We start from the raw sequence: 25212 nt of genomic DNA, 5'->3' as shown, positions 1-25212 counted from the left end.
AGGGAAACGGGCTTAAACCTTGCCCGAATACGGCAAAAATGAGGCACATTGTGCCGGGACGGAGGCCGTCCCGACACAAGTTAAAAAAAACGGATCAGGACGCCTGAGATGCTTCAGGCTTTACCGGGTCCTTGCGGGGACAGGCAATCATGTCAACGGGCGCGCCCGTCTCAATCGTGGCTTTATCAAGCACCACGCGGCCGATTTCGGGCTTGGCGGGCACTTCAAACATCGCGTCCAGCAGTGCCGCTTCCACGATGCTTCTTAAGCCGCGGGCACCGGTCTTGCGTTCCATCGCCTTATGCGCAATGGCTTTGAGAGCACCGGCGGTGACCTCAAGCTCCACCCCTTCCATCGCAAAGAGCTCCTTAAACTGCTTGATTAAGGCGTTCCTGGGCTCGGTGAGAATCGAGACAAAGCCTTCTTCGGTAAGTTCCTGCAGCACGGCAATCACGGGCAGTCGCCCCACGAGTTCCGGAATCAGGCCGTACTTCACAAGGTCGGAGGGCTCGACGTCCTGCAAAAGTTCCGAGAGCGACTCCTCTTTCTCGCTTTTTACCTGCGCGGAAAAGCCGATGCCGGATTTCACCGACCGGCGCCGCACGATCTTTTCCAAGCCGTCAAAGGCGCCGCCGCAGATAAAGAGAATGTTGCTTGTATCCACCGCAATCATCTGACCGCGGGGGTTCTTGCGGCCGCCCGCGGCGGGGACGTTGCAGAGCGTGCCTTCCACAAGCTTTAACAGCGCCTGCTGCACGCCCTCGCCCGAAACGTCACGCGTAATCGAGGGGTTTTCGCTCTTGCGGGCAATCTTGTCGATTTCATCGAGGTAAACGATGCCGCGCTGGGCACGCTCGACGTTGCCGTCGGCGGCCTGCAAAAGCTTATGGATGATGTTTTCGACGTCTTCGCCGACGTAGCCGGCTTCGGTAAGGGTCGTCGCGTCCGCAATCGCGAAAGGCACGTTAAGCCCTCGGGCAAGCGTCTGCGCCAGAAGTGTCTTCCCCGACCCCGTCGGGCCCACGAGCAGCACGTTTGACTTGGAAAGCTCGACGCCGTCGTCGTTGGCGTGCCTCAGGCGCTTGTAGTGGTTGTAAACAGCGACCGACAACACGCGCTTGGCCTTTTCCTGACCGATCACGTAGTTATTGAGGTGCGCATAGAGTTCCTGCGGCGTCGGAAGCTTCCCCTCAAGTTCGGGTGCCGCCGGTTCCTGCGCGCTCTTCATCTCGCCCGCCGCAGCGGCTTCTGAACCCGTTGCCGCCGATGCGGCAGCCGGACTCTTCGCGGGGGCTTCGATGCCCATCGCCTTCATGAGGCCCTTCACACAGCGGTCGCAGATCAAAATCCCTTGGCCGGTGTCAACGAGCACCTCGGTGTCGTTTTTATGCCGCCCGCAGATCGAGCAGCGCAGATCGTCGGTTTTCTTCTTGTCAAACATTGAACAGTCTGTCCCGGAAATTATTCAGTACGGTGCGTGAGAATCTTATCAATCAGACCGTATTTGAGCGCCTCTTCGGGGCTCATGTAGTTGTCGCGGTCCGTGTCGCGCGTCACTTCTTCAATCGTGCGGCCCGTGCGCTCGGAAAGTACGCCGTTTAAAAGGCCCTTTAACGACTGTATTTCCTGCGCCTGAATCTGAATGTCGCTTGCCATGCCGCGGCTGCCGCCGCTCGGCTGGTGAATCATGATGCGCGAGTTGGGCAGCGAATAGCGCTTGCCCTTGGCGCCTGCGGCCAAAAGAAACGCCCCCATCGAGGCAGCCATACCCACGCAGATCGTCTGCACGTCGGGTTTAATAAACTGCATCGTGTCAAAAATACCGAGCCCCGCGTAGACGCTGCCGCCGGGGCTGTTGATGTAAAGGGAAATGTCCTTATCGGGGTTTTCGCTCTCAAGAAAGAGAAGCTGGGCAATGACGAGGTTTGCGCTCTCGTCGTTAACCTCCCCCGACAGAAACACGATGCGGTCGCGCAAAAGGCGCGAATAAATATCAAAGCTGCGCTCGCCGCGGCCGCTCTGCTCGATCACCATCGGAATCAGCATGTTCTGTGCATTCATTATTTTTTGTGTCTATTTCAAAGGATTACGAACCAGACCGTCCGTTACGTCCGCGCTTGCCGGAAAAAAGCGAAAAAGCGGATAACGAAGCAGTCACCGAGAGCATTCATTGTCCGCCTTTTTGGCGGCGGTATGCGACAGTTTATGCCGCGCACCGTCACCTCTGACTTGTGCCGCAGCAGCCCCCGAAAGAGGCTTTCTGCGGCAGGGGCTGAGCCTTAAAGGCTGCCCGGGTTCTTCATCAGATCGTCAAAGCCGAGCTTTTCGTCGGTGGTCTTGGCCTTACCGAGAACGAAGTCCACAACGCGTTCTTCGAGGGCAAGGTTGTGGTAGTTCTGCGCGGTCTGCGGGTTGGAGAGGATGTACTTCTCCATCTCAGCCGGTTCTTCGTAGGCTTCGGCCACGTTCTTGACGATGCGCTTCACATCATCTTCGGAAGCCGTGATCTTGTTTTCGTCGATGAGCTTACCGACAAACATCGACAGCGCAACGCGCTTGGCGGCCTGTTCGGTGAAAAGCGACGCCGGCAGCTGACGGTTGCGGTCTTTCTTGCTGAGCATGCCGCGGGCCATGAAGTCGTTCATCATGGCCTGAGCCATGCGTTCGCTTTCTTCCTGAATCATCGCAGAGGGCACACGGAACGTGCAGAGTTCCTGCAGCTTATTCATCACTTCGCCACGGGTGCGGTTGCTCACACGGACCTTGACTTCGCGTTCAAGGTTCTTGCGGACTTCGGCCTTCATGGCGTCAACGCCGTCCATGCCGAGTTTCTTTGCGAATTCATCGTCAATGGCGGGGATGTTGGCCTTTTCAACGGCAACGCATTCAACGTCAAAGGTGACTTCTTTGCCCGCGAGGTCCTTGGCCTGATAGTTCGCCGGGAACGTAAGGTTGAAGCTCTTCTTGTCGCCCGCCTTCATGCCTTCGACGGCCTGATCAAATTCAGGCAGCATCATGCCTGCGCCCACGATGAACTTGTAGTTGTCGGCGGAGCCCCCTTCAAAAGCCACACCGTCCTTCATGCCCTTGAAGTTCACCGTCACGCGGTCGTCCTTCTGAGCGGCGCGGCCCTCTTCGGTCGAGTAGGTGGCACGCTGCTTGGCCATGATGTCGAGGGTTTTGGCAACTTCGGCGTCCGTGACGTCGCAGCTGTAGCGCTTCAGTTCGAGGCCGGAAAGGTCCGGGAGATCAAATTCGGGATAAACCTCGACTTTGGCGGTAAAGACGAGTTCGGCGTCACCGGGTTTGCTGCCTTCAGCCGGCGCAATTTCCGGGAAGCCGGCGATACGCAGACCGCTTTCTTCCGCGGCCTTGCGGTAGGCGGCGTCAAGAAGGTTGTTCATCACGCGCATACGGGCTTCGTAGCCGTACATTTCCGCAACCTTGGCGGCGGGCACGTGACCGGGACGGAAACCGGGGAGCTTCGCCTTTTTGCCGAGGCGCTTCAGTTCAGCGGCCACACCGGCTTCGAGTTCGGCGTTGTTCACCTTGAGGGTGAGCGAGCGTTCCAGGGGATTAACCTCAGGCTTTGCGGCTTCTTCGGTCTTCACGTCTTTTGCGTTTTCAGTCATTTTTTTGTCTATTCCGTTTTTATGCCGGAACACAAGGGTGCGGCCGGCAACAGGTAAAGCACGCCTTGCGGCGCACTCTGTTAATCAAACAGGGCGCATTATATCGGCGGTGCGCAAAACTACACGTTTTCACGTGTTATACCGTGAAATCAAAGTGGTAATGCGTGTTACGGACAGTCAATTCTGCTAATATCTGCTAAATACTGACCAAGAGTTATTTTTCTGTCTGCGAGTATCTGCTAGGATTTTTAAGCCATGCGTATTGCAAGTCCCGAGACGTTTACGGCCGACAGGCGCTACAGAAGGCCTTTGGCCGCTATCGACGAATTCCGCTTCACGCTCTGGCGCGATGCACTTGCGATGAAGCCCGAGGCCGTCACCGCCATGACGCGGGCGGCCTCCGCCGAAACCGTGGCGGCCTGTCTGAGAATCGAAGGCACGGACTTTACGGCCCCGGAAGCCTCACGGCTCATGGTGAAAAAAACGAAACTCAAAACGCAGGCCGCGGAAGCGGCCGCGGGCTGTGCCGATGCGCTTGACCTCATTGTCAAAAGCTACGCGGTAATGCCGTTAACGGAAGAGCTTCTGCGGGAACTGCACCGCATTCTTTTCTGGCACACGACGGACGGCACGGTGCGCGGAGGCGACTACAAAACGGGGCTTGATGAGCGGGCGGCACCGGGGAGCCTCTTTTTTGAAACGGCACCGGCAAGTCAGGCTCCGGCATTAACCCGCGAACTCATCGCGACCGTCAATACCCTCTTGACCGCGCAGGAACTGCACCCGCTTCTGACGCTTGCCTACTTTAACGCGGTCTTTCCGGCAGTGAGCCCCTTTGCCCGCGGCAACGGCCGCCTCTGTCAGCTCATGACCGTCTTAATCATGCTGCAGCAGGGTTACGGCTGGGCCTCTGCGGCGTCGCTCACCCGCCTCATGGATAACGACAAGGGACGCTTTATCACGGCGCTTCGCGCAACGCAGCTCACACTCACCCACCCCGCCCCCGCGTGGGAGCCCTGGTTTGACTTTTTCACCGACAGCCTTACACGGCAGATGCTTGAAGTGAAGGACCGGCTCACGCTTCTCGGGTCGGCAGGACCTCGCCTCTCGCCCCTGGCGGACTTTATCCTCACGCAGGCGCAGATGAAGGGATCGGTGACCGTCAGGGGCCTGCAGCACGAAAGCCGCGCCGTGATGGCAACGGTGCGCTATCACGTCGCCGAGCTCGTTAAAAAAGGGCTTCTGATTCAGTGCGGTGCGGGTCCTGCGACCCGGTACAGCGCGTCACACGCCGCAAAAACCGATACCTCGGTCTGAAACCGGCCGTAACCGGTTACGGTTTCCCGGCGCTTTTCTACGTACAATGCCGTAGATTTTTAATTTCCGCAGTCAGGCTGCGAACACTTATGAGGATCAGTCATGGCCAAACTTTACATGGGCTTTGATGCCGGCACCCAGAGCGTGAAGGTCGCCGTTTACGATGAGTCGTTGACGCCCCTGGCGCAGACAACGGCCGCGACAACCCTGCACTACCCGCATCCGGGCTGGGTACAGATGGATCCCGATGAGTTTCTCAGCATCACACTTACCTGCATGAAGCGCTGCACGGATGAAATCCGCGGCAAAGGCTACGACCCCGCCGACATCCGCGCCGTGATGGGTGACGGCATCATCTGCGGCATCTGCGGCGTCAACGCTGAAGGCGACGCCGTGACCCCCTACATCAATTACCTTGACAGCCGCACGCAGGCTGACGCCGATGCCATCAACGCCAAAAACCTCGACATTTGGGGCAAAGAGACCGGCAACCCGGAAGCCAACTGCATGTTCCCCGCGCTTTTTGCCCGGTGGTTTATCAAAAACTCCCGCAAGTTCCGGGAAAAGGGCGTGAAGTTTGTGCACAACGCCCCGTATATCCTCATGCATCTGGCGGGCCTCAAGGGCAAAGACGCCTTTATCGACTGGGGCGCAATGTCGGGCTGGGGCTTAGGCTACAAAGTCGAGGAAAAATGCTGGAGCGACGAGCAGCTCGCAATCCTCGGGATTGACAAGCGCTTTATGCCCGCCGTCAAAAAGCCCTGGGATGTTGTGGGCACGGTCACCCAAGACATTGCCAGGGTGACGGGCCTTGCGGCGGGGACTCCCGTGTGCGCGGGGGCCGGTGACACCATGCAGTCGATGCTCGGCGCCGGCGTTTTTGAAGCCAATCAGGGCGTGGATGTTGCGGGCACCTGCGCCATGTTCTGCGTTTCTACCAAAGGCATTGTCCCGGAACTTTCTAAAAAAGGCAGCGGCCTCATTTTTAATTCCGGGTCGCTGCCGGACACCTACTTTTACTGGGGCTTTATCCGCACTGGTGGTTTGGCGCTCAGGTGGTTTAAGGACAATATCTGCGACAAGGCCGATGATCCGCGCTACTACACGGAGCTCTCGGAAAAAGCTTTAGCCGTGCCCGCGGGCTGCAACGGGGTGCTGTTTCTGCCCTACCTCACCGGAGGCGCCGGAGAGTTAAAGCACGCAAGCGGGTGCTTTATGAACATGACCCTGGACGATGACCGCTTCGTGCAGTGGCGCGCCGTGCTTGAAGCGATCGGCTACGACTACATGGAAATCACGGACACGTACCGCGCCGCGGGCGTGCCGCTCACCCGCATCACGGTGACCGAAGGCGGCAGCCGCGATTCGCTCTGGAATCAGATCAAGGCCGATATGCTCGCTGCCGACGTTGTGCGCTTTCGCAACGCCGGGGGCGCCGTCGTCACCAACTGCGTCTTTGCAGCAATTGCCGCGGGCGACGTCACAGACGCCAAAGCGGCTCTTACCAAAACCATCGTCAAAGACGCGCAGTACACGCCCGACGCTGAAAAGTCCGCTCTTTACCGCCGTCTTTTTAAGCTGAAAACACGTTTGGTGCAACAGGATATGAAGACCGCGTTTGAAACGCTCACCGCCATGCGGCCGGTGAGAAGCGAATGACTGACGGGCGGGCTGCAGTCAGTGTGATCTGCCCCTAAAATACCCGACAACTGTGCCCGAAAGCCTCTGCCCGTAATATGGGCATGCAGACAAAGAGGGACGTTTAGCCGACAGTGCTTGCGCTGTCGGCATTTTCGTATCGGAAAGTGTCGCCTGAGCGCAGCCCCGTCTGACTCCCGGTCCGGAAGGTTGTCCGGCGTAATCCTGCTCACTCGTTTCTCAAGACTCTCACTGGTAAGCCGCAGCGGACGCAGACACCAACCGGCTGGGCTCTTTACGACCTCGAGACGCGATCCTTCGCTGAGTTCAGGTCTTCGATGCACTCGTCCGGCAGGAAAAGCCATACGTCTGATTCGTGTTTTTCAATCTTCGCGAACAGTATTCTCTCCTCAATGACTTCCGAGATTACCGAAAGCGTGTTGAGACGGCACGGTTCGCGAACACGGCAAAAACTCACCGGGAAAAAACGCCCCGCTCCGCAGTACATGCAAAACGGGGCTCACGCGTTAACCGAGAAAACGCCGATTAGCGGTCGTGCGTTTCAGACTTTGCCTTCTGAGGCTTATAGCCGTCGGGCGCCACAAGCGCCGTATCAAAGCCCGTGATGCGGGTCTTGCCGTTGACGGTGTAAAGCCAGAAGTCGTAGACCGTCCCCGGGATCATGAATTTCGCCAGGTCCTTCGCGGCAAAGTTAAAGACCATATCGGCCTTGCCGTCCTTGTTGAAGTCCATGGTGCGGGTGGAAACGGGCTTGGCGAGCTGATCAAGCGTCACCTTGGTGGTGACCGACGACCGCCCCGCGCCCGCGACGGTCTTTTTGACGTCAACCTTGGTGGCGTCAAGGGTCTTGTCCGAAAGAAGCACCACGTCAACCCTCTGATCGCTCTTGGGGTCAATGACGTCTGCGAGAACCACAACCTTGTGCGGCATCAGTTTGGCAACTTCCTTCTGAGCAAGCGCTGCTGCGGCGTCAAAGCTTTCGGCATTAAAGGCGTGCAGATAGCGCGCGGCTTTTTCCGGCGAGAAGCGGCAGATCTGCTGCGCAACGGCGGCGGTTTCGGCGGCCTTCTTGCCCCAGACCTTTTCAAAGCCCTTGATCAACTTGGTGTTTGCCTTCATGTCGGCGCCGCGCTTATATTCGAGGGCGTTGGCAAGCTCCACGGAAGCAAAGACGGGCCAGTCGGGGTTGAAGCTGAAGAGTTCGGGCGTCCCCTTAAAGTGTTCGGCAGTCGCCTTTTCGGCCGTGAGGAACCCTGCTTTTTCCGCTTGCTTGGCAAGCGGGAAGAAGGGCACATAAGGCGTTTCGCAGGGACGCGCGATTGAGCGGTACCCCGTCGTGAGAAGCGCATTTTCGTTCATCACCCAGACGCCCGACTCGTGCGTGGTGGGACGGCACAGGCCCAGTCCCTTGTAGTGGTACCACCCGGCGTCAGCGCCGATACCCTTTTCATGCGTTCTCAGAAGGTCCTTCACTTCCTCTACGCCCATCTTCTTGGGGTTAACGGCGGCGTACGGGAACTTCTCGGGATCGGTGATGTTTTGTCCGAGAATCTTCTTCCACGCGAGGTTGTTGCGTGAGAGGTTGTAGTCGGCGGCACGGCGTTCGGCCGGAGCCAGGGCCGCGCGGAAGTTAAAGTCCTTGTAGACGCCGGGCTCAGCGGGCTTATAGCGCCCGTTTTTAATGGCGCGCTCAATCATGCCGGGCGCAAGAATCACGTTTTTCGTATCCGTGGCATCGAGCTTATCCATCATGAAGTTGTTCGGGATATAGACAACTTCATTGTCCTGCACGCGGCGGGCGGCCCAGGTGTTGCCTTGGTGGATGGCGATCTGCCAGGCTTCGTTGGCGTCCGCGACCGTATAGGTGCGGCCTTCGGAGAAATAGCCGTAGGTCGTGAGAAGGTCAATGGCGATGTCAATGGCGTGACGGGCGCTTGTGGCGCGCTCAGCCATCAGGCGCCGGATACCGTAACCGATACCGCCGTCTTTGACCGGCATGATGTCGTCCTTGTAGATCCCGGTGCAGGCGTTTGAGACAATCACTACACCGTTTTCATTTACAAAGCCGTCGGAAAAGCTCGCTCCGTTGGGATCGAAAGTCTGAGACCAGTAAAAACCGAACGTCTTTTCGACCTGGGGGATCTTCGCGGCCGTCGGTTCAAACGTAATCATCTCGCCTTTGGCGTGCGTCGCTGCAGGCACCCAGTACTGCGCCGAGAGAATGCGCCCGCCGTTATCTTCATTGTGACCCACGATGATCGTGCCGGTTTTACTGACGTCCTTGCCGACGATGACCGTGGAGCAGCCGATTGCGTTAAACGCGAGCGACGCAATAGCTACGCCCAAGGCGGCTGAGAGAGCTTTGATCCGTAATGACATACTTTCCTTCCTTCTGGTTGCTGCGGGCCCGATTGGGATTGCCGGACCCATTGTTTCAGGCGCCTCTCGGGGAAATGACAGGCACCTCGAGGAAGGATTTTAGGCGCTCTGACCACGGTAAATAGCCTAGGGTTATTACCCAATAACCCATACGACACCGACCGTCAGGATGATGAGCTGCCGCGGCGCAGCCGGTAAAGAACGAAGCGCCCCGTCATTACGAACGCAAGGACCGCCACGGACGTGAGCGCAATGAGGCCCCCGGGCGCCGCGTCCACGATTGCAGCAAGCATGAGCCCCCCCACGCTGTCAATGAGGCTCACAATCATGGCTGCCGCAAGGGTCCTTGCAAAGCCCTGCCGGAACTGCAGTGCCGTGGCAACGGGAACCGTGAGCAGCGAACTCATCACAAGTACGCCCGCCACCCGAATCGATGACGCAACAGCCGCCGCAGAGATGAGGGCAAAGACCGCAGCGGTAAGCCGCACCTTAACGCCCGCGGCACGCGCCGCCTCTTCGTCAAAGGCGATGCAGACCAGAGCGTTGTAGTTCAGTGCCCCGAGAAGAAGGGCCGCCGCGGTGAGAAGCCCCACGATCACGAGGTCTTCGTCCGTGACCGTGAGGATGCTGCCGAATAGAAAACTCTCGGCGTTCGCGTGCACCGCACCCGAGGTGATGAGCGTTACGGCTATGCCGACCGAAAGCGCCAGAACAATCGTGAGAATGAGGTCGGAAAAGTTTTTAAACAGGCCCCTCAGCGCTTCAATCAGAAGTGCCGCTGCCGACGTAAAGATAAAAGAAGCCCCGACGGGATTGACGCCGCCCGCAAGGCCCACGGCAACGCCCGCAAGGGACGCGTGCGCGAGGGCGTCGCCTGTCATCGAAGTGCGCCTTAAAACGAGAAAGATCCCGATCACCGGGCAAAGCACTGCCATGCAGACGGTGGCTGTGAGCGCTCTCTGCATGAAGTCATAGGAAAAGAGTTCCGTCATGGCGCACTACTCCAGCCAGGGTTTCTCATCAAAATAGGCGTCGGGCGTCATCGTCCGGGCATGCCCCTCGGCAAACGCGACGATTTTCGTGGCGTTTTCCCGCACGGCCTCAAAGTTATGCTCAACGCTGACAACCGTCACGCCGTGGCTCACGTTTAAGTGCTTTAAAAGCGAATAGATGTCGGTGGCGGACTTTTTGTCTAAGCCCGTGGAGGGTTCGTCAAGAAGCAGGAGCTTACGCTGCGCCAAAAGCGCCCGGGCAATGAGAACGCGCTGCCGCTGCCCCCCTGAGAGCGTGCCGATAAGCGCATTGCGGTAAGCGGCCATTCCGACAGTGGCGAGCACGTGCTCGGCTGCGTCTTTGCCGGCCCTGCAAAGTGCCGCATAACCCTTTAAGACCTCAGAGACCGTAATCGGAAAGGCGCTCATCGCCGCGGGATCGGCCTGAGGTACGTAGCCCGACAAGGGAGCATTCACGGTCACCGTGCCGCGGCCGGGCTCGATAAAGCCCAGGATCATCTTCATGAGCGTGGTTTTGCCGCAGCCGTTGGCGCCCATCAGGCACACGTAGTCCCCCTCTTGCACCGTAAACGAAATATTCTCAAGAAGCCACGGTGCGGTCCCCGTGTAGGAAAACGAGAGATCTTTGACGGCAATAACGCTTGACACGGCAAACTGCCTCCAAACCGCAGAGAACCGGCTGTAACCGGACAAAAAAAGAGCCCGCGGGCTCTCAGAATTGGTGCCTCCGCCGGAACTCGAATCCGGATCTAACCCTTAGGAGGGGCTTGTTCTATCCAGTTGAACTACGGTGGCACAACCCGTGACGCAAACATTGCGCGTCGGGGCGGGGATTGTAGCAAAGTTACGCCGCCCGTTTTGATCGTTTTATGCTCGGAGGGTTCACTCGGCAAAAGCCGTTGATTCAAGGCGGCGTACAGCCGCGCCCGATCATGTCCACCGCCATGCTGCAGAACGCCCGTGCCGCGAGACTCTGATACACGTGCTCGTCCCAAGCGATGACCACCGTCTGCACGGGCAGCACGTCCTCAAGAGAGGCAAAACGACAGCGCCGGTGCGGCTCGTGCTGCCTAATAAGATGCTCCTGACAAACCGTCCAACAAAGCCCTTCGGCCACAAACGGAAGCCTGAGGCCCGGCTTTAAGGCCATCACCGGCATTGCGTGCACGGGAATTCCGAGCGCCCGGCTCAGCAGCTCCTTTCTTTCCTGATGATTGTTGGGACAAAGAAACGGCAATCCGGTAATCGGTGTCAGATCGACTGATGCTGCCTTTGGATAAATACCTTCGTCATTGAATGGCACACCGACGTTCGCATACTCCGGCGCATCGGGCACCGCCAGCAGATATCGCTCCTCAACAAGTGGATAGGCGTTAAGATCAGGCGTCATAAGCCGTTGAAAGAGCACACCGACATCGGCTCGCCCGGATGCAAGCGCATCAGGAACGTCCTCCAGCAAGAGATCCAATGTCAGATCAAGCTCTACTTTCGGGTATGCACGTGCAAACGCAGCAGCGACCGGCATCAGCATGCTGATCGACCGCTCGGCGTTGCACGCAACCCGAACGCGTCCGGTGCGAAGTTCCTTGAAGTCGGCACACTGCTGCAGCGTCTCAACCTCAATCAGCGCCATGCGCCGGAGACTGTCATAGACGACCTCGCCCAACGGCGTCAGGCGAATTGGCGAGGCATGGCGGTCCACGATCATGGCGCCGTACTTTTCCTCAAGACGCCGCAAACTCTGAGAAACATGAGGCTGGGTCACGCCGAGCCGCTCCGCAGCCCTGCGAAAGCTCCCCTCCTCCACCAAGGCCTCCAAAAGGCCGAAAGCTCTTTGAGTCATGCCGCCGCCAATAACAACTTAGTGATTGTTTATAAAATTATGATTATTGGATTGTAATGCATCGAGATTTATAGAATACATTTTGCGCCTCCCTGAAAGATCGAGGCCGGATCTTCGGGAAGGCGGAATACAAAGGAGAAACACAATGCACAAGATAGCTCACATGACCGCCGCCATCCTCGCAGCGGCCGCCTGCTCCGCTCAGGCGGCCGACGTCATCGACCTCTGGCCCGAAGGCGCTCCCAACAAGAGCACCATCACGGCCGCCGAGGAAACGAACGCCCAGGGCTCCATCTTCAACGTCACGCGCGCCCGTCTCGAAGTCTCGGCTCCGGCCAATCCCAACGGCAAGGCCGTCATCGTCATTCCGGGCGGCGGCTACGGCAATCTGTCGATGAGCACCATTGAAAAGAGCTTCGTTCCGTTCTTCCACTCACAGGGCTTTACGACGTTCGTGCTCAAATATCGTCTTCCAAAGGGCAACCCGGAAGTGCCGCTCGCAGATGCCAACAAGGCCGTTGAAACCGTTCGCTCGCTCTTCGGCAAATACAACCTGCACACCGTCGGCGTGATGGGCGCGAGCGCCGGCGGCCACCTTGCCGCCATGTCGAGCGTCTCCTGCAAGGGCGCCGCCTGCCCCGACTTCTCGGTTCTCGTCTATCCGAACATCACGATGATGCAGGAGGAATCCCAGCCCAAGAGCTCCTGCCGCAACAATCTCATCGGGCCCGCCCGCTCCGTGAAATACGACACGACGTTCTCGGCCTACAAGCATGTTTCGCTCACGACACCGCCCGCCTTCCTCGCTGTGTCCGCCGGAGATGAATATGCCGGCAGCCTCGGCTCCATGCTCTACGCACGCGCCATGATCGAAAACGCCCGTCCCGTCACGCTTCACGTTTACGAATCAGGCAACCACGGCTGGGGCGCCGAATCCTCCGCCGACTTCCCGGACGGCGACAACTTCCGCACAGATCTCTCCATGTGGCTGAAGAAGATCAAGTAACAAGCTGCGCACAACCCATTGCGGGCGGCCGGACCGGATTGTCCGCCCGCAATGTCATCAGACCAACAAAAGCTGTTTTGCAAGAAGGAGAACAGCCATGCTTTTCCAACGCACTCCTCTCGTCACGGCGCTCGTCCTCGCGGGCGCCTGCTCCATGGCCACGGCCGCTCAGGCCGACATCGTTCGTGTTGAATCAGGCGACCTCACGGGCTTTGTGAAAACCGTCCCGGGCACGGACGCCCGAGTGGACGTCTTCCTCGGCGTGCCCTACGCGGCCGCCCCGGTCGGTAAGAACCGCTGGGCTTCCGCCAAGCCCGCCGCCGCATGGAGGGGCATCCGTCAGGCCGACACCGCCCCGCAGCCCTGCAAGCAGAAGGGACAGGGCAGCGAAGACTGCCTCTATGTGAACATCTATAGGCCCGCCGGCACAGCGGCCGATGCCAATCTCCCGGTCGCCGTCTACGCACACGGCGGCGGCAATACGGGCGGCAACGCCAGCGAGCATGACGGCGCGCGCCTCGCCACCGAAAACGGCATCATCGTCATGACGATCCAGTACCGTCTCGGCGCCTTCGGCTTCCTGAAGCTCCCTGGCATGGATTCGTCAGCTGGCAACTTCGGCATCACCGACACGCAGGCCGCGCTTGCATGGGTCAAGCGCAATGCCGCGGCCTTCGGCGGCAATCCCGACAAGGTCACGCTGGTAACCGAATCCGCCGGCTCGACCAACGCCTGCCGAATCCTCGTTGATCCGAAGTCGAAGGGCCTCGTGGCGGGCGTCGTTCTTCAGAGTGAGGACTGCATCCACGACGTCGACTCGCCCAAGCAGGCCAAGGAGCGCGCCGACAAGTTCCTCGTGCTCACCGGCTGCGCCGGCGAAGCTGATCCGCTTGCCTGCCTGAGGAAGCTCCCGACCGACAAGCTGGCCGTCGCCAGCGCCGCGGTCGGCGGCTGGAATCCCGTTTCCGAAACGAGCGCCGTGAGCGAAATCGCGAAGGGGAACTGGATCAAGGTCCCGGTGCTCTCGGGCTCCAACAAGGAGGAAGGCCGCTCCGCCGGCGCCGCCTATGTCGGCTGGAAGTATCCCGACTACAAGGCCTGGGTCGTCAAACTCGTGGGCGAGCAGAGCGCCGTCGATGCTCTGAAGATCTACGATCCGAAGAAGCACGAAGGCCAATACGCGCTTGAGTACACGATCGGCGACTTCATCACCGACAGCGGCATGCGCGGCCTGGGCGGCTGCACCAACCTGACGCTCGCAGAAGCCATGGCCAAGACCGGCGCCTTGGCGCCCTGGATCTACACCTTCGAAGACTCCACCGTGCCCACGTCTCCGAGCCGCCACAAGGGCTACGACAACGCCGCGAGCCACGCGGCCGAGCTCACCTACCTCTTCCCGGATGCGGGCCAGTACCTGCCGCGCTCCGTTCGCATGACCGACGAGCAGCGTGCGCTGGCGCGCCAGATGCGCGCCTACTGGGGCAACTTCGTGAAGCACCAAAACCCGAACGGCGAAGGCCTCCCCGTCTGGAAGCCCTTTGAAGGCGAAGGCGCCATGATGGCTCTTCGACTCAACGGCAAGAGCCAGACCGTTCCCGCCTCGTACTTTGCGGATCTGCACCACTGCAGCTTCTGGCACTCGATTCCCGTCGTGCTCGACCGCGGCGACCGCTGATCGATCCTGATGACGAAGCCGCCTCCCTGACGGTTTCGCCCGACAATCCGCCCGTCAAGAGACGCGCATCCTTCCCGGAGCGCGCCTCTTTCCCTTCTTCTCCACTGCCGCAGCCCTCTTCCCTCGCCTTTGCAGTCCATTCGTCTGCTTCCGAGACGTTTTTCTCATTTTCAAACACAAAGCGACCGTTCACATAAATACCACAAAAGAGGTATCATCAATGATCAGTACCGGAGTCTTCCTGGCCCCGGCCCTGGGAAAGATGCGATGCTTTCGGTTGGCCCGAAGCAGTGCGTCCAAAAACAGCAGTTGAGGCGATCAAGATCGTGTCGGGTTATTGAGTTTTCAAATCTGCAGAGGGTTGAGCTGCCTGCAGCATCATTAACCCCGAGTGCGGAAAGAAAGCCTTCGTCTTCTGTGATGACGTCGTGGTCGGCCAAATCCTCAAATCCGCAGATATGTGCGAAAACACGCTGCCGAAACATGGCTCCGGCGGAATACAGACTGCGGTCTTTCGGCTTGTGAGTCTGCTCCAACGCCTGCTCAAAGGGGGCCAAAAGCTGAATCCGGGAGACCATATCGGCGACGGGCAGCAGGCCCGTCATCATGGTGGCGACAAACCGCCCGTTGGTGATCTGCACGCTGCGGCCGAACCCATCAGTTGTTGCTGTTCGAGTAAAATTCATGGAAAGGTCTTTTGTTTTGATTTTTTGTGGTAGAAAAAATATTAACAAAAAGACATTTTTTTCTTTATTAAAATCAGAATTTAAGCCATGAAAAGAGCGCTGTTTTTTCAGCGCTCATGCAAAATTCAGGTTAAAGTCCTCGAAACACCGGAATCTGCCCCGAAGGTCCTCGCCGCACGAAAGCAGCTGATGGCTTTCAAGCCCGTTTGGAAAAATAACAGCCTAGTTTCGGCCGCCCGTAAAGACGCCCCGGCCCACCGTGGTCCCGAACGCCGCACAGGCAAAAATCGCCGGAAGAACCCCCGACAAAGCCCAGGCCGCGGAAAAGTACCAGGCGAGCGTCTTCTCCATCCCGTCGCTGCCGAAAGCGATGTACCACAGGGGCACAAGCGCAAGCAGCACAAAATTAAAGACGTTGGTTAAAACCGTAAGCCGCAGCCACGAGGTTTTCTTCGCAGCAAGCCAGGCGGGGAAACCCGCAATCACCATCGTGACAGTGATAAACCCCATCCAGGTCCAGTTGATATCCTGCATCTGGGGGTTCACATAAAACTTAAAGATGCAGTGAAAAATGAGGCCGGCCAAAACGCCCGCCACCGCCAGGAACGCTTCAAAAATCCAGAAACTGCGCGTCATCTTTGTCAGAATCCTTTTTCCAGTACTTCGATGTCCTCGCGCCCGCGCACGAAGTTTCGCACCGAAAGAATCAGGTCGCGGATCCCGTAGACCGTCATAAAAAAGGCGCTCACAGGAACCGCGGCATAGGCCCAGCGCATCTGAAGCCACGGGACGGACTGCATGTAAGCCTGCGCGCGCATCACCCAGACAATCCCGTACCAGCACACCGCGGCGTAGGTGACGCACTCAATGAGACAGACGAGAATCCTCACAAAACGCCCGGTCTGCGTGCCCGCCATCCGTTCCGTTAAAACGTCCACCACAAAGTGACTGCGGGTGCGCACGAGTTCCTGGGCGCCCAGGAAAATCATCCACACGAGGCACAACTGAATCCAGTCATCGGTCTGCGTGAAGTTATAAACCGGCACAAACCGCACGAAGACGTTTAAAAGAAACATCACAAAGATCGCGGCCAAAGCCACGATACAGATCGTGCGCGTTGTGACGCTTACCGCATGATCGAGTTTCTTAAGCCATACGAGCAAAGTCTGCATCTTCCCTACTCCTACGGCACGAGGCGCGCAAGGCCCAGCGACAACCCGGGTATAAAGGCGACCGCTGCCGCCCCGAGAATCATGATGAGCACATAACCCAAGGCCTCTCTGGCAATCGCCATGACCTTCACGCCTGAAATCGAGGCCATCACATAAAGATTCAGCCCCACGGGCGGCGTCAGAACGCCCACCGCAAGCGAAATACACATCACGATTCCGAGCTGCACCACGTCAAACCCAAAGGCCTTTGCCAGGGGTACAAAAATCGGCACGGTAATCAAAAGGATCGCGGTGCCTTCCATAAAGCAGCCCATGATCACAAGAAGCGCAATGATGATGAGAAGCACCGGAACGATGGAAGTGAAGCTCGTCGAAATAAAGGCAATCGCTTCCTGGGGAATCCGGGTGTAAAGAAGAACGTACTGGAAGAAGCCCGCCGTCGCGATCACAAACATGACTTTCGCGGTCTGCTCGGCCGTCGCCCAAAAGATTTTCGGAAGGTCTTTGACCTTGAGGGTCTTAAAGACAAAGAACCCCAGAATCATCACGTAAAAGGAGGCGACCGCCGCGGCTTCGGTCGCGGTAAAAAGCCCCGCAAACATACCGCCGATCACGATGACAGGTGTAAGCAACGCAAAAAACGCCTCCTTAAAGGCGTACCAGCGCTCGCGCCAGGGGGCGGCTTGCGTTTTGGCGTAGCCCTTCATGCGGCAGACGCACGAGGACCACAGCATGAAGGCAAACCCGATGATGAGCCCGGGCACGGCGCCCGCGGCAAAAAGGGCGTTGACGCTCGTCTGCGTGAGCCCGGCGTAAAGAATCAATGTGATGCTCGGGGGAATGATGGGGCCCAAGGCGCCTCCTGCCGCAATCGTTGCACAGGAAAAGGCTTCCCCGTAGCCGGACTTTTTCATTTCCGCAACGGCAATCATGCCGATTCCTGCGGCGCACGCGGCGGCGGAGCCTGACATCGCGGCCATCACGATGCAGGCGGCAATCGCGGCGTTGGAAAGTCCGCCCCAGCGGTGCCCGAGGCTGACGCGTCCGAAGGCAAAAAGGCTTTTACTCACCCCGCCTTCGGTCATGAGGTTACCCATGAGAAGGAAAAACGGGATTGACATGAGGGTGATGCCTGAGACCTGCGCAAACATGCGCTGCGGCACAAGAAAAAGCCGCGCCATGTCCCCGCCCGCAAGTAAAAACGTTGCGGCGGAGGCAAAGCCCATCGTCACGGCCGTTGTGACGCCCAAAAGCATCAGAACGAGCACCGAGGCGAAGATGACAAACATCACCATGACGCAGCCACCCTCTTATTTTGCGGTCTTTGCTTTTGCAACCGCATCAAGAAGATTCTTCATTTCTTTCGTGCCCGCCAAGGCTCCCACCTTTTCGTAGGCGGGCTGCATTTTCTTTACGAAAGACGCACGGTCGGGGTTCGTCACATGCATCCCCTTCTTTTTAAGCTCTTCAATGACAGCGGCTTCCCCGTGACTGATTTTTTCGCGGGTGAGGTTTTGGGCGTTGACGGCCTCTTCCTTCAGAATCGTCTGCAGTTCCTCGGGCATGCCGTCAAAGAGCATCTTGTTGATCAAAAGCACCTGGCAGTCAAAGTAGTGGTTTGTGAGCGCCAACTCATCCTGCGTTTCATAGAGGGAATCCGCAAGGATTGTGAAAACCGGGTTTTCTTCGCCCGTCACCACGCCCTGCTTTAAGGAGGTGTAGAGCTCTGAGTACGCAATGCGCTGGGTGTTGGCGCCCAGGGCGTCAAAGGCCGCAAGAAGGCCCGTTGAAGGCGGCACGCGGATCTTGAGGCCCTTTAAGTCGTCTGCGGAGTTAATCGGCACGCCCTTGGTTGTCGTCTGCCGGAAGCCGTAGTCAAACATGGCAAGGCCCACGGCGTCATGCTGCGAGAGGCCCGCATTCATCCAGTCCATCACAAACGCGTCAATCGTGCGGTGGGCGTGGTCGTAATCGGTAAAAAGAAAGGGCGCCGTCATGGCGTTAAGTTTCTTATCGTACATCGCCATGTTGCCTAGACTCACCACAGCCATGTCCATGGCGCCTAAGGTCACCTGCTCAGCCAAAGCCGGCTGGTCTCCGAGTTCGCCTGCGGGATACACCTCAACCTTCACCCTCCCCTTCGTTCTGTCAGAGACATTTTTGGCAAAAAGCTGCGCGGCTTCATGGTGCGCGTGGGAAACCGCCGCGGTGTGCGCCAGGCGTATTGTCTGCGCGGGGATTTCAGCCTGAGCGGCAACACCGGTAAAGGCCGCAAGGGCGGCGGCACAAAGGGAAGCTAGGATCTTATGCATCGGGTTCTCGGTCTAATGGCCGGCAAAGCATGGGCTGACTCAGAGCGAAACCCTGAGCCCGTGCGGCACTTTGCCTGATTTTGGGGCCGCACTGCGGGCATTCTAACAACCCGCGTCAGGCCCTGCCCAAGGCGGACGGGGCTTTAAAGTACCTGCCAGAGGCCGCGGCGGTTGTTGCCGATGCGGCGCAGGCGCTTTTCTCTTTCTGCAGGCCGGCAAAAAGGCGCTTAACGGTAATGACGCAAGCCCCCAGGGCTTTGGCTGCCTCAGACTGCGTCGCCTGCGGCGTGTCTCTGAGACAGGCCATGAGCTTTTCCCTGAGCGGATCGGGAACCTCAGGATCAGAAGCGGTCAATGTATGCGGCAGGGCTCCGTAGGCATCGGTTGCAAACGGCCTGCGCGGTATCGCAATGACGGTGCGGTCAGACATCTCCCGCAACACCGGTTCTCCCAGGTGCCAGTCCCTGCAGACACCGGCAATCAAAGGCAGCGCATTGCCCAAAGACTTCATCAGCCCGATCCGGCGGAAAAAGGGCGGCAAGCGGGCGGTTGCGGGGCCTTGAAGTCAAGGAAGGCCCCGTTTCCTCCGAAGTCATGATCGAAACTGCCGCCGGCGAAAAGATCGTCTCCTCCATCACGACGACTTCCGCGAAAAACCTTGGCCTTAAGGTGGGCGGCAAGGCCTACGCGATCATTAAGGCCTCCAACGTCATGATCGGCATCGAAGACTAAGACCCGGGACTTTTCCCAAAATCACAAACCGCCCGCCGGCCCCCTTCCTCCCGCGGGCGGTTTCTGCGTTTAGCGCCCTCCCCATATAATTGCCCATCCGATTCTATTCGCGCAAAGCCCGCGGGCTTTGCAACACACAAACCATATGCTGCACATCATCCGGGGACTTCCGAGCCCGTTTACGCGCATGGACTGCGCGGTGGCCATCGGCAACTTTGACGGCGTTCACAGAGGGCATCAGGCGCTTCTGGCTGAAATCAGACAGGCTGCGGCCGCGCGAGGTCTTATGCCCGCGGTGCTTACCTTTGAGCCCCACCCCCGTGAGTTTTTCGGCGAGACCGACCTCCCCCGCATCTCAACCCTGCGGGATAAGCTCGCGAACATCGTTGCCTGCGGCATTCAGCGCGTCTTTGTGATGCCCTTTAACGAGGCGATGGCCAAAATGGCGCCCGCAGAATTTGCCCGCGACATTCTCGCCGAGGGCCTCGCGTGCCGCTGGGTGAGCGTCGGGGAAAACTTCACGTTCGGCGCCGGACGCAGCGGCAACTTCGCTACGCTTGAAGAGTTGGGGCAACACTATCACTTTGAAACCTTTAAGACGCCCCTTCTTTTTCACGGGCAGGAGAGGATTTCAAGTTCCAGAATCCGCGCGGCGCTTGCCTTGGGAGACCTCCATGAAGCAGCCGAGATGCTCGGGCGAGCCGTCGCGATGACCGGGCGCGTGGTGCACGGTGCGGCGCTCGGCAGGCAGCTGGGGTTCCCCACACTCAACATGTTTGCCGTCCCCCCGGGCAGTAAAACGCATCCGGCACTGCACGGCATTTACGCTGTGCGGGTAAAGGGCCTTGACGCGATCGGCTCCGTCTGGCCGGGGGTGGCGAGTATCGGCAACAAACCGACCGTGGTCAGCGACGGCCGGTGGCTTCTTGAAACCCACGTCTTTAACTGGACGGGCAACGCCTACGGCAAGCTCATCGAGGTGGAGTTCGTTGAGAAACTCAGAGACGAAAAAAAGTTTTCGGGCCTTCCGGAACTCACGGCCGCCATTTCTGCCGACTGCGAGCGCGCCAAAGCAATTCTGGGCGTCAAAGTCCAAGCCTGAACGTCAAACTGGGCGCTTTTGCCTATGGCAAAGTACCGCCCCGATGAAATACACTCTCAAATTCACCGCTTCGGCGCGTAATGCTTTTACGCCTGAAGTTTTACTGTCAATCCGGAAGAGCCCGAGGGGGCCTGGAGAAACACATGGCAAAAGCCGACAAAGGTGCTGACGCAGCATCGAAAAAATATCCTCTGAATCTGCCTGACACACCCTTTCCGATGCGGGGAGACCTCGCAAAGCGCGAACCCGGCTGGGTCGCCGACTGGGAAAAACGCGGCGTGTATCAGACCATCCGCAAGGCCCGCAAAGGCGCGCGCAAGTTCATTCTGCACGACGGCCCCCCGTACGCCAACGGCGACATTCACATGGGCCACGCCTTAAATAAGATTTTGAAGGACATCATCAATAAGACGAAGCTCTTTGCCGGCTACGATGTGCCCTACGTCCCGGGCTGGGACTGCCACGGCATGCCGATTGAAATCCAGATTGAGAAAAAGTACGGCAAGGGCCTGCCTAAGGAAGAAGTGATCGCCAAAGCCCGCGCCTACGCGGCCGAACAGGTTGAGCACCAGAAAGCGGGCTTTAAGCGCCTGGGCGTTTTGGCTGACTGGGAAAATCCGTATCTCACGATGCGGCCCGCAACGGAAGCGGCTGAAATCCGGGCTCTCGCCAAAATCATGGAAAAGGGCTACGTCTACCGCGGTCTCAAACCCGTTAACTGGTGCTTTGACTGTCAGTCGGCTTTGGCTGAAGCAGAAGTCGAATATAAGGACGCCGAAAGCTACGAAATCGATATCGGCTTTAAGCTTTCCGAGGAAGATAAGCCGCGCGTTGAAGATGCCTTTGCGCACAAGATTGAGAAGCCCTGCTATACGGTGATCTGGACCACGACCCCGTGGACGATTCCCGCGAACCAGGCGCTTAACATGCACCCCGAACTGGAGTATGCGCTCGTTGACTGCGGCGACCGTTACCTTATCCTTGGCAAAGGCCTCACCGAAGCCGCCTTAAAGCGCTACGGAAAGACCGGGACGATTGTTGCGACCGCCAAGGGCGAAAAGTTTGAGGGTGTCAGGTTCTGCCATCCCCTGTACGATATCGACCCGGGCTATAAGCGTTTTTCGCCCGTGTATCTCGCAGACTACGTTGAAGCCGCATCCGGCACGGGTATCGTGCACTCGGCACCGGCCTACGGTGTGGATGACTTTGTGAGCTGCAAAAAGCACGGAATGACCAACGATGAGATCCTTAATCCCGTGCAGGGTAACGGCGTCTACGCCGACTGGCTCCCGCTTTTCGGAGGACTTTTCATCTGGAAGGCGCAGCCTAAGATCGTTGACACCCTGCGTGTCGCGGGCGCTCTTTACGCCGTGGGCAAGATGACCCACAGCTACATGCACTGCTGGCGTCATAAGACCCCGTTGATCTACCGCGCCACGGCCCAGTGGTTTGTGAGAATGGATAAGCCCGATGCGGACACCAAGGGCGTTCTCGGGGAACCGGCCTCCGCGCAGACTCTGCGTGAAGCCGCACTTAAGGGCGTTGACAGCACGAAGTTTTTCCCGAGCTGGGGCTACAACCGCCTGCACGCCATGATCGAAAACCGCCCAGACTGGTGTATTTCCCGTCAGCGCAACTGGGGTGTGCCGCTTCCCTTCTTCATGAATAAGGCCACGGGTGAACTGCACCCCAGGACTCTTGAAATCATGGAAGAAGTCGCCAAGCGCGTCGAAAAAGAAGGCATTGAAGCCTGGGTTAAGGCCAAGCCCGAAGAGTTCCTCGCGGCCGACGAAGTCAGCCAGTACGTAAAGACGAGCGACATTCTCGACGTTTGGTTTGATTCCGGCTCCACGCACTTTACCGTGATGCGCGGCAGCCACAAGGATGATTTGAACAAGTTCCCGGCAGACCTCTACCTTGAAGGCAGCGACCAACACCGCGGGTGGTTCCACTCGTCGCTTCTCATCGGCACGATGTTGGACGGCCGTCCGCCCTACGACGCCCTTCTCACCCACGGGTTCCTTGTGGACGAAAACGGCGAAAAGATGAGCAAGAGCCGCGGCAATACCGTGAGCCCGCAGGAAATCTGCAACAAGTACGGTGCTGAAATCTGCCGTCTGTGGGTGGCAAGCACCGACTACACGAGCGAACTCAGAATCGGGCCCTCCATCATCGCGCGCGTTGTAGACAGCTACCGCCGTATCCGCAATACGCTCAGGTTCCTCCTTGCCAACACGAGCGACTTTGATCCCAAAAAAGACGCCGTTCCGGTCAGTGAGATGCTTGAGCTTGACCGCTGGGCCCTGGCACGCGTCGACGCCCTGCAGGACAGAATCCTCGAACTTGAGCAGACGTACCAGTTCCATCTGGTGACCTCCCTCTTGATGAGCTTTGCCACGGAAGACCTGGGCGGGTTCTATCTCGATGTTTTGAAGGATCGCCTCTACACGACAAAGGCCGATGGCCTTCCGAGGCGTTCCGCGCAGACCGCGCTCTGGCACATCACGGCAACGCTTCTGCGTCTCATGGCGCCGATTCTGTCCTTTACCGCCGAAGAAGCCTTTGCCGTGTTTTCGCCGAACGAAAGCGGCACGATCTTCACGGAAACCAATCACATGGTGCCCGAAGTCGCCAACGCCCCCGAGCTTCTCGCAAAGTGGGAGGCGGTGCGTTCGGCACGCGCCAAGGTTTTGAAAGAAATCGAGACCCTGCGCGCCGAAGGCAAGATCGGTTCGAGCCTTGCCGCGGACGCCGTCATTACGGCCTCCGGAAGCGACTGGCAGTACCTTGCCTCTTTGGGCGAAGAACTCCGCTTTGTGATGATGACCTCAAAGTGTGAGCTCCGGAAGGCCGAAAAGGACGACGCGGAACTCACGGTCACCGTGACCCCGAGCCCGCGCACCAAGTGCATCCGCTGCTGGCACTACGTTGACGGCACCACCGAAGACGCCGAACATCCGGGCCTTTGCCCGAGGTGCCGCGTCAACCTCTTCGGTGCCGGCGAAAAGCGTCTTTACGCTTAACGCGCCATGCAGGCCGCAGACCGTCAGAATCCGTCAAATCCCCCCGCCGTTTCGTGGGGGCGGTTTGGCCTTCTTGCGGCTGCGGCCGTCGTTTTTCTCATTCTTGATCAGGCGACAAAAGCCTGGATTCAGGCGGCCTTTTTTGAGGGAGAATTTATCCGCGTTCTCCCCTTTTTTAATCTCTGCCACGTCCGAAACACCGGCGCAGCCTTCTCTTTTTTAAGCGACGCGGGCGGCTGGCAGACCGCGTTTTTCGTGACGATGGCCTCTGTCGTTGCGGTGATTGCGCTTATTACCATGAAGCGCACCGCCAACCGCTTCTTTCAGTGGGCCTCCGTTCTCATTCTCTCGGGCGCCGTGGGTAACGCCATTGACCGCGTGGTTTTGGGAAGCGTCGTCGATTTTCTCGACTTTCATCTTGCCGGCTGGCACTGGCCCGCGTTTAATGTGGCCGATATCGCAATCTGCCTCGGGGCCTTTCTCATTGTCGTTGCGGAATTTAAGTCCGCGAAGAAGTCAACTACCCCTGACTGAAGTCAGAGAAAGCGTCTTCAGCGCAACGGCTCTCAGAGTGCCGGACAGCACCTGAAAAAAGCCTCAGGCCGAGAAAGACGCCATCTGACGCATGTCAATAACGTTGTAAGCAAAGAGATTGTGCAGGAAGCCGTAAAGCGGGGTATCAAGTTAATCGCCCTGGAAGACCTGACGCATATCCGGGATCACATCAAGGCCGGGAAACGCATCAGAAGCCGACTGCACCGCTGGTCTTTCCGTGAGTTGCAGGAGATGATTGTTTACAAAGCGGCAACCGCTGGAATCCGGTGTGTTTTCCTGGATCCGCGCTATACAAGCCAGACATGCTCACAGTGCGGGGCACCAGGCAAACGCCATAAGCACGGGTTCCGCTGCAGCCAATGTGGTCACCTTGCGCACAGCGACTTGAATGCGAGCCGCAACCTGCAGGGTCTGTGCCGACAGCTGTCAGCACAGGGGCTGATGTAAACCAGCCTTATGTTGGGCCGTGTGATGCGGTTACAATAAAGCCCCCGTCTTCAGACGGGGTGTTGTTTACGCCGGCACTTGCCTTAAGCGACCGCGCCTGGGTCGTTGACAACTCGGGGCATCAATTTGCATTGGGAGCCCGAAGCGACAGCAAAAGCGTGAAAGTCCTTGAAGGCGCACCGGCGTGGATCAGAGATCTCCTCCGGTCAATCCCAGACAACGCAATGCGGCAGGCTCAGTAAGCCGGAACCCGCATGGAAACAAGGAATCAGCAATGCATCAAAAAAGAAAACAAACGGCCCGGCACCTACGCATCCCTGCAGACACCGTCCGGAAATGTGGTGCTTGATTTCTCCCAACGCGACTGGGAGCAGCTCCAGTACTACATGCAGCACCCGGAATTCTTTGAGGGCGTCGTGGAAAGGGCGCGGGCTGCGACGAGGCATGTCGGCACGATCACTGAGGATGATGCGATTTGTCCGGAGCGCAGGCAAAAAGTCCGCCGCTGACTGGCTTTCCGGCTATTTTTCTTCCAGTACCCGCACAGCCAGGCAAGGATCAGCGAGCCGACCCCGATGCCCAAAACCATGATGTACGGCGTACTCATTGCTTCTCCTTCAGGAATTAATCACAGAAACGCAGCCGCGTTCCGGAACAGC

22 protein-coding genes, 1 tRNA gene and 1 pseudogene are annotated in these 25212 nt (G+C 58.3%); 10 read left to right on the top strand and 14 right to left on the bottom strand.

What is annotated here, in order from left to right:
* Positions 1-94: 94 nt before the first annotated feature.
* The 3 genes from clpX to tig form a co-directional block, all read right to left on the bottom strand.
* Positions 95-1441 carry an ATP-dependent Clp protease ATP-binding subunit ClpX gene (gene clpX / locus NXF97_RS00610; protein ID WP_274956064.1) on the bottom strand — a complete coding sequence of 449 codons (1347 nt, stop codon included), beginning with the start codon at positions 1439-1441 and terminating at the stop codon, positions 95-97.
* A gap of 20 nt (positions 1442-1461) precedes the next feature.
* Positions 1462-2061, bottom strand: coding sequence for an ATP-dependent Clp endopeptidase proteolytic subunit ClpP (gene clpP / locus NXF97_RS00605; protein WP_022373787.1), 600 nt, complete (start codon positions 2059-2061; stop codon positions 1462-1464).
* A 218-nt stretch (positions 2062-2279) separates the two neighbouring features.
* Complete coding sequence (gene tig, locus NXF97_RS00600) at positions 2280-3632, bottom strand: trigger factor (protein WP_274956063.1); 1353 nt, start codon at positions 3630-3632, stop codon at positions 2280-2282.
* A gap of 255 nt (positions 3633-3887) precedes the next feature.
* On the opposite strand from tig, the gene NXF97_RS00595 reads away from it, so the two are divergent.
* A complete protein-coding gene (locus NXF97_RS00595) occupies positions 3888-4949 on the top strand; it encodes a Fic family protein (RefSeq protein ID WP_274956062.1) in 1062 nt (353 codons plus the stop codon).
* 102 nt (positions 4950-5051) lie between these two features.
* A complete protein-coding gene (locus NXF97_RS00590) occupies positions 5052-6608 on the top strand; it encodes an FGGY-family carbohydrate kinase (protein ID WP_274956061.1) in 1557 nt (518 codons plus the stop codon).
* A gap of 525 nt (positions 6609-7133) precedes the next feature.
* Here NXF97_RS00590 and NXF97_RS00585 read toward each other — a convergent pair.
* The 5 genes from NXF97_RS00585 to NXF97_RS00565 form a co-directional block, all read right to left on the bottom strand.
* On the bottom strand, positions 7134-8987 hold the full coding sequence (locus NXF97_RS00585; RefSeq protein ID WP_274956060.1) for a C69 family dipeptidase: 1854 nt from the start codon (positions 8985-8987) through the stop codon (positions 7134-7136).
* A gap of 164 nt (positions 8988-9151) precedes the next feature.
* Entirely contained in the window at positions 9152-9979 is an 828-nt protein-coding gene (locus NXF97_RS00580; RefSeq protein WP_274956059.1) for a metal ABC transporter permease, read from the bottom strand.
* A 6-nt stretch (positions 9980-9985) separates the two neighbouring features.
* Positions 9986-10648: a metal ABC transporter ATP-binding protein gene (locus NXF97_RS00575; protein ID WP_022373780.1), complete on the bottom strand. Its 663-nt coding sequence runs from the start codon at positions 10646-10648 to the stop codon at positions 9986-9988.
* A gap of 71 nt (positions 10649-10719) precedes the next feature.
* Positions 10720-10795 (bottom strand) — tRNA-Arg (locus NXF97_RS00570).
* Between the two features lie 109 nt (positions 10796-10904).
* Positions 10905-11843 (bottom strand): LysR family transcriptional regulator, encoded by a 939-nt coding sequence (locus NXF97_RS00565; protein WP_274956058.1) that lies wholly within the window; start codon positions 11841-11843, stop codon positions 10905-10907.
* A gap of 145 nt (positions 11844-11988) precedes the next feature.
* Between NXF97_RS00565 and NXF97_RS00560 the strand changes: the two genes are divergently transcribed.
* Positions 11989-12849 (top strand): alpha/beta hydrolase, encoded by an 861-nt coding sequence (locus NXF97_RS00560; protein WP_274956057.1) that lies wholly within the window; start codon positions 11989-11991, stop codon positions 12847-12849.
* A gap of 97 nt (positions 12850-12946) precedes the next feature.
* Complete coding sequence (locus tag NXF97_RS00555) at positions 12947-14524, top strand: carboxylesterase/lipase family protein (protein ID WP_274956056.1); 1578 nt, start codon at positions 12947-12949, stop codon at positions 14522-14524.
* A 224-nt stretch (positions 14525-14748) separates the two neighbouring features.
* Here NXF97_RS00555 and NXF97_RS00550 read toward each other — a convergent pair whose 3' ends face one another.
* From NXF97_RS00550 to NXF97_RS00525, 6 genes are all read right to left on the bottom strand, one after another.
* Positions 14749-15258 carry a transposase gene (locus tag NXF97_RS00550; protein WP_274956055.1) on the bottom strand — a complete coding sequence of 170 codons (510 nt, stop codon included), beginning with the start codon at positions 15256-15258 and terminating at the stop codon, positions 14749-14751.
* A gap of 174 nt (positions 15259-15432) precedes the next feature.
* Positions 15433-15846 carry a hypothetical protein gene (locus NXF97_RS00545; protein ID WP_274956054.1) on the bottom strand — a complete coding sequence of 138 codons (414 nt, stop codon included), beginning with the start codon at positions 15844-15846 and terminating at the stop codon, positions 15433-15435.
* A 5-nt stretch (positions 15847-15851) separates the two neighbouring features.
* Positions 15852-16382, bottom strand: coding sequence for a TRAP transporter small permease (locus NXF97_RS00540; protein ID WP_274956053.1), 531 nt, complete (start codon positions 16380-16382; stop codon positions 15852-15854).
* Positions 16383-16393: 11 nt separating this feature from the next.
* Positions 16394-17677, bottom strand: a complete 1284-nt coding sequence (locus tag NXF97_RS00535; protein ID WP_274956052.1) for a TRAP transporter large permease — start codon at positions 17675-17677, stop codon at positions 16394-16396.
* A 15-nt stretch (positions 17678-17692) separates the two neighbouring features.
* Positions 17693-18694 (bottom strand): TRAP transporter substrate-binding protein, encoded by a 1002-nt coding sequence (locus tag NXF97_RS00530; protein ID WP_022373775.1) that lies wholly within the window; start codon positions 18692-18694, stop codon positions 17693-17695.
* Between the two features lie 115 nt (positions 18695-18809).
* Positions 18810-19205 carry a hypothetical protein gene (locus tag NXF97_RS00525; RefSeq protein WP_274956051.1) on the bottom strand — a complete coding sequence of 132 codons (396 nt, stop codon included), beginning with the start codon at positions 19203-19205 and terminating at the stop codon, positions 18810-18812.
* A 38-nt stretch (positions 19206-19243) separates the two neighbouring features.
* Here NXF97_RS00525 and NXF97_RS00520 point away from each other — a divergent pair, with 38 nt between their 5' ends.
* The 6 genes and pseudogenes from NXF97_RS00520 (at position 19244) to NXF97_RS00495 (ending at position 25062) form a co-directional block, all read left to right on the top strand.
* Positions 19244-19426, top strand: a complete 183-nt coding sequence (locus NXF97_RS00520) for a TOBE domain-containing protein (protein ID WP_274956050.1) — start codon at positions 19244-19246, stop codon at positions 19424-19426.
* 145 nt (positions 19427-19571) lie between these two features.
* Positions 19572-20528, top strand: coding sequence for a bifunctional riboflavin kinase/FAD synthetase (locus tag NXF97_RS00515; RefSeq protein WP_338031951.1), 957 nt, complete (start codon positions 19572-19574; stop codon positions 20526-20528).
* A 143-nt stretch (positions 20529-20671) separates the two neighbouring features.
* On the top strand, positions 20672-23551 hold the full coding sequence (ileS, locus tag NXF97_RS00510; RefSeq protein WP_274956049.1) for an isoleucine--tRNA ligase: 2880 nt from the start codon (positions 20672-20674) through the stop codon (positions 23549-23551).
* Positions 23552-23557: 6 nt separating this feature from the next.
* Positions 23558-24085, top strand: a complete 528-nt coding sequence (gene lspA, locus NXF97_RS00505; RefSeq protein ID WP_022373770.1) for a signal peptidase II — start codon at positions 23558-23560, stop codon at positions 24083-24085.
* A gap of 18 nt (positions 24086-24103) precedes the next feature.
* Positions 24104-24553: pseudogene (locus NXF97_RS00500) on the top strand (RNA-guided endonuclease TnpB family protein); the annotation flags it as partial.
* 254 nt (positions 24554-24807) lie between these two features.
* Positions 24808-25062: a hypothetical protein gene (locus NXF97_RS00495; RefSeq protein ID WP_274956048.1), complete on the top strand. Its 255-nt coding sequence runs from the start codon at positions 24808-24810 to the stop codon at positions 25060-25062.
* Positions 25063-25212 lie beyond the last annotated feature (150 nt).

This window comes from Duodenibacillus massiliensis (assembly GCF_928721995.1).
Classification (GTDB): Bacteria; Pseudomonadota; Gammaproteobacteria; order Burkholderiales; family Burkholderiaceae_F; genus Duodenibacillus; species Duodenibacillus massiliensis.
This window is presented reverse-complemented; position numbering and strand designations above follow the sequence as displayed.

Excerpts from the sequence above, each read along its gene's own strand:
- NXF97_RS00535 (WP_274956052.1), bottom strand. The coding sequence starts at position 17,677 with ATGGTGATGTTTGTCATCTTCGCCTCGGTGCTCGTTCTGATGCTTTTG.
- NXF97_RS00530 (WP_022373775.1), bottom strand. The coding sequence starts at position 18,694 with ATGCATAAGATCCTAGCTTCCCTTTGTGCCGCCGCCCTTGCGGCCTTT.
- clpP (WP_022373787.1), bottom strand. The coding sequence starts at position 2,061 with ATGAATGCACAGAACATGCTGATTCCGATGGTGATCGAGCAGAGCGGC.
- NXF97_RS00585 (WP_274956060.1), bottom strand. The coding sequence starts at position 8,987 with ATGTCATTACGGATCAAAGCTCTCTCAGCCGCCTTGGGCGTAGCTATT.
- NXF97_RS00545 (WP_274956054.1), bottom strand. The coding sequence starts at position 15,846 with ATGACGCGCAGTTTCTGGATTTTTGAAGCGTTCCTGGCGGTGGCGGGC.
- clpX (WP_274956064.1), bottom strand. The coding sequence starts at position 1,441 with ATGTTTGACAAGAAGAAAACCGACGATCTGCGCTGCTCGATCTGCGGG.
- ileS (WP_274956049.1), top strand. The coding sequence starts at position 20,672 with ATGGCAAAAGCCGACAAAGGTGCTGACGCAGCATCGAAAAAATATCCT.
- NXF97_RS00580 (WP_274956059.1), bottom strand. The coding sequence starts at position 9,979 with ATGACGGAACTCTTTTCCTATGACTTCATGCAGAGAGCGCTCACAGCC.
- NXF97_RS00555 (WP_274956056.1), top strand. The coding sequence starts at position 12,947 with ATGCTTTTCCAACGCACTCCTCTCGTCACGGCGCTCGTCCTCGCGGGC.
- NXF97_RS00595 (WP_274956062.1), top strand. The coding sequence starts at position 3,888 with ATGCGTATTGCAAGTCCCGAGACGTTTACGGCCGACAGGCGCTACAGA.
- NXF97_RS00495 (WP_274956048.1), top strand. The coding sequence starts at position 24,808 with ATGGAAACAAGGAATCAGCAATGCATCAAAAAAGAAAACAAACGGCCC.
- tig (WP_274956063.1), bottom strand. The coding sequence starts at position 3,632 with ATGACTGAAAACGCAAAAGACGTGAAGACCGAAGAAGCCGCAAAGCCT.
- NXF97_RS00515 (WP_338031951.1), top strand. The coding sequence starts at position 19,572 with ATGCTGCACATCATCCGGGGACTTCCGAGCCCGTTTACGCGCATGGAC.
- NXF97_RS00525 (WP_274956051.1), bottom strand. The coding sequence starts at position 19,205 with ATGAAGTCTTTGGGCAATGCGCTGCCTTTGATTGCCGGTGTCTGCAGG.
- NXF97_RS00565 (WP_274956058.1), bottom strand. The coding sequence starts at position 11,843 with ATGACTCAAAGAGCTTTCGGCCTTTTGGAGGCCTTGGTGGAGGAGGGG.
- NXF97_RS00590 (WP_274956061.1), top strand. The coding sequence starts at position 5,052 with ATGGCCAAACTTTACATGGGCTTTGATGCCGGCACCCAGAGCGTGAAG.
- lspA (WP_022373770.1), top strand. The coding sequence starts at position 23,558 with ATGCAGGCCGCAGACCGTCAGAATCCGTCAAATCCCCCCGCCGTTTCG.
- NXF97_RS00540 (WP_274956053.1), bottom strand. The coding sequence starts at position 16,382 with ATGCAGACTTTGCTCGTATGGCTTAAGAAACTCGATCATGCGGTAAGC.
- NXF97_RS00560 (WP_274956057.1), top strand. The coding sequence starts at position 11,989 with ATGCACAAGATAGCTCACATGACCGCCGCCATCCTCGCAGCGGCCGCC.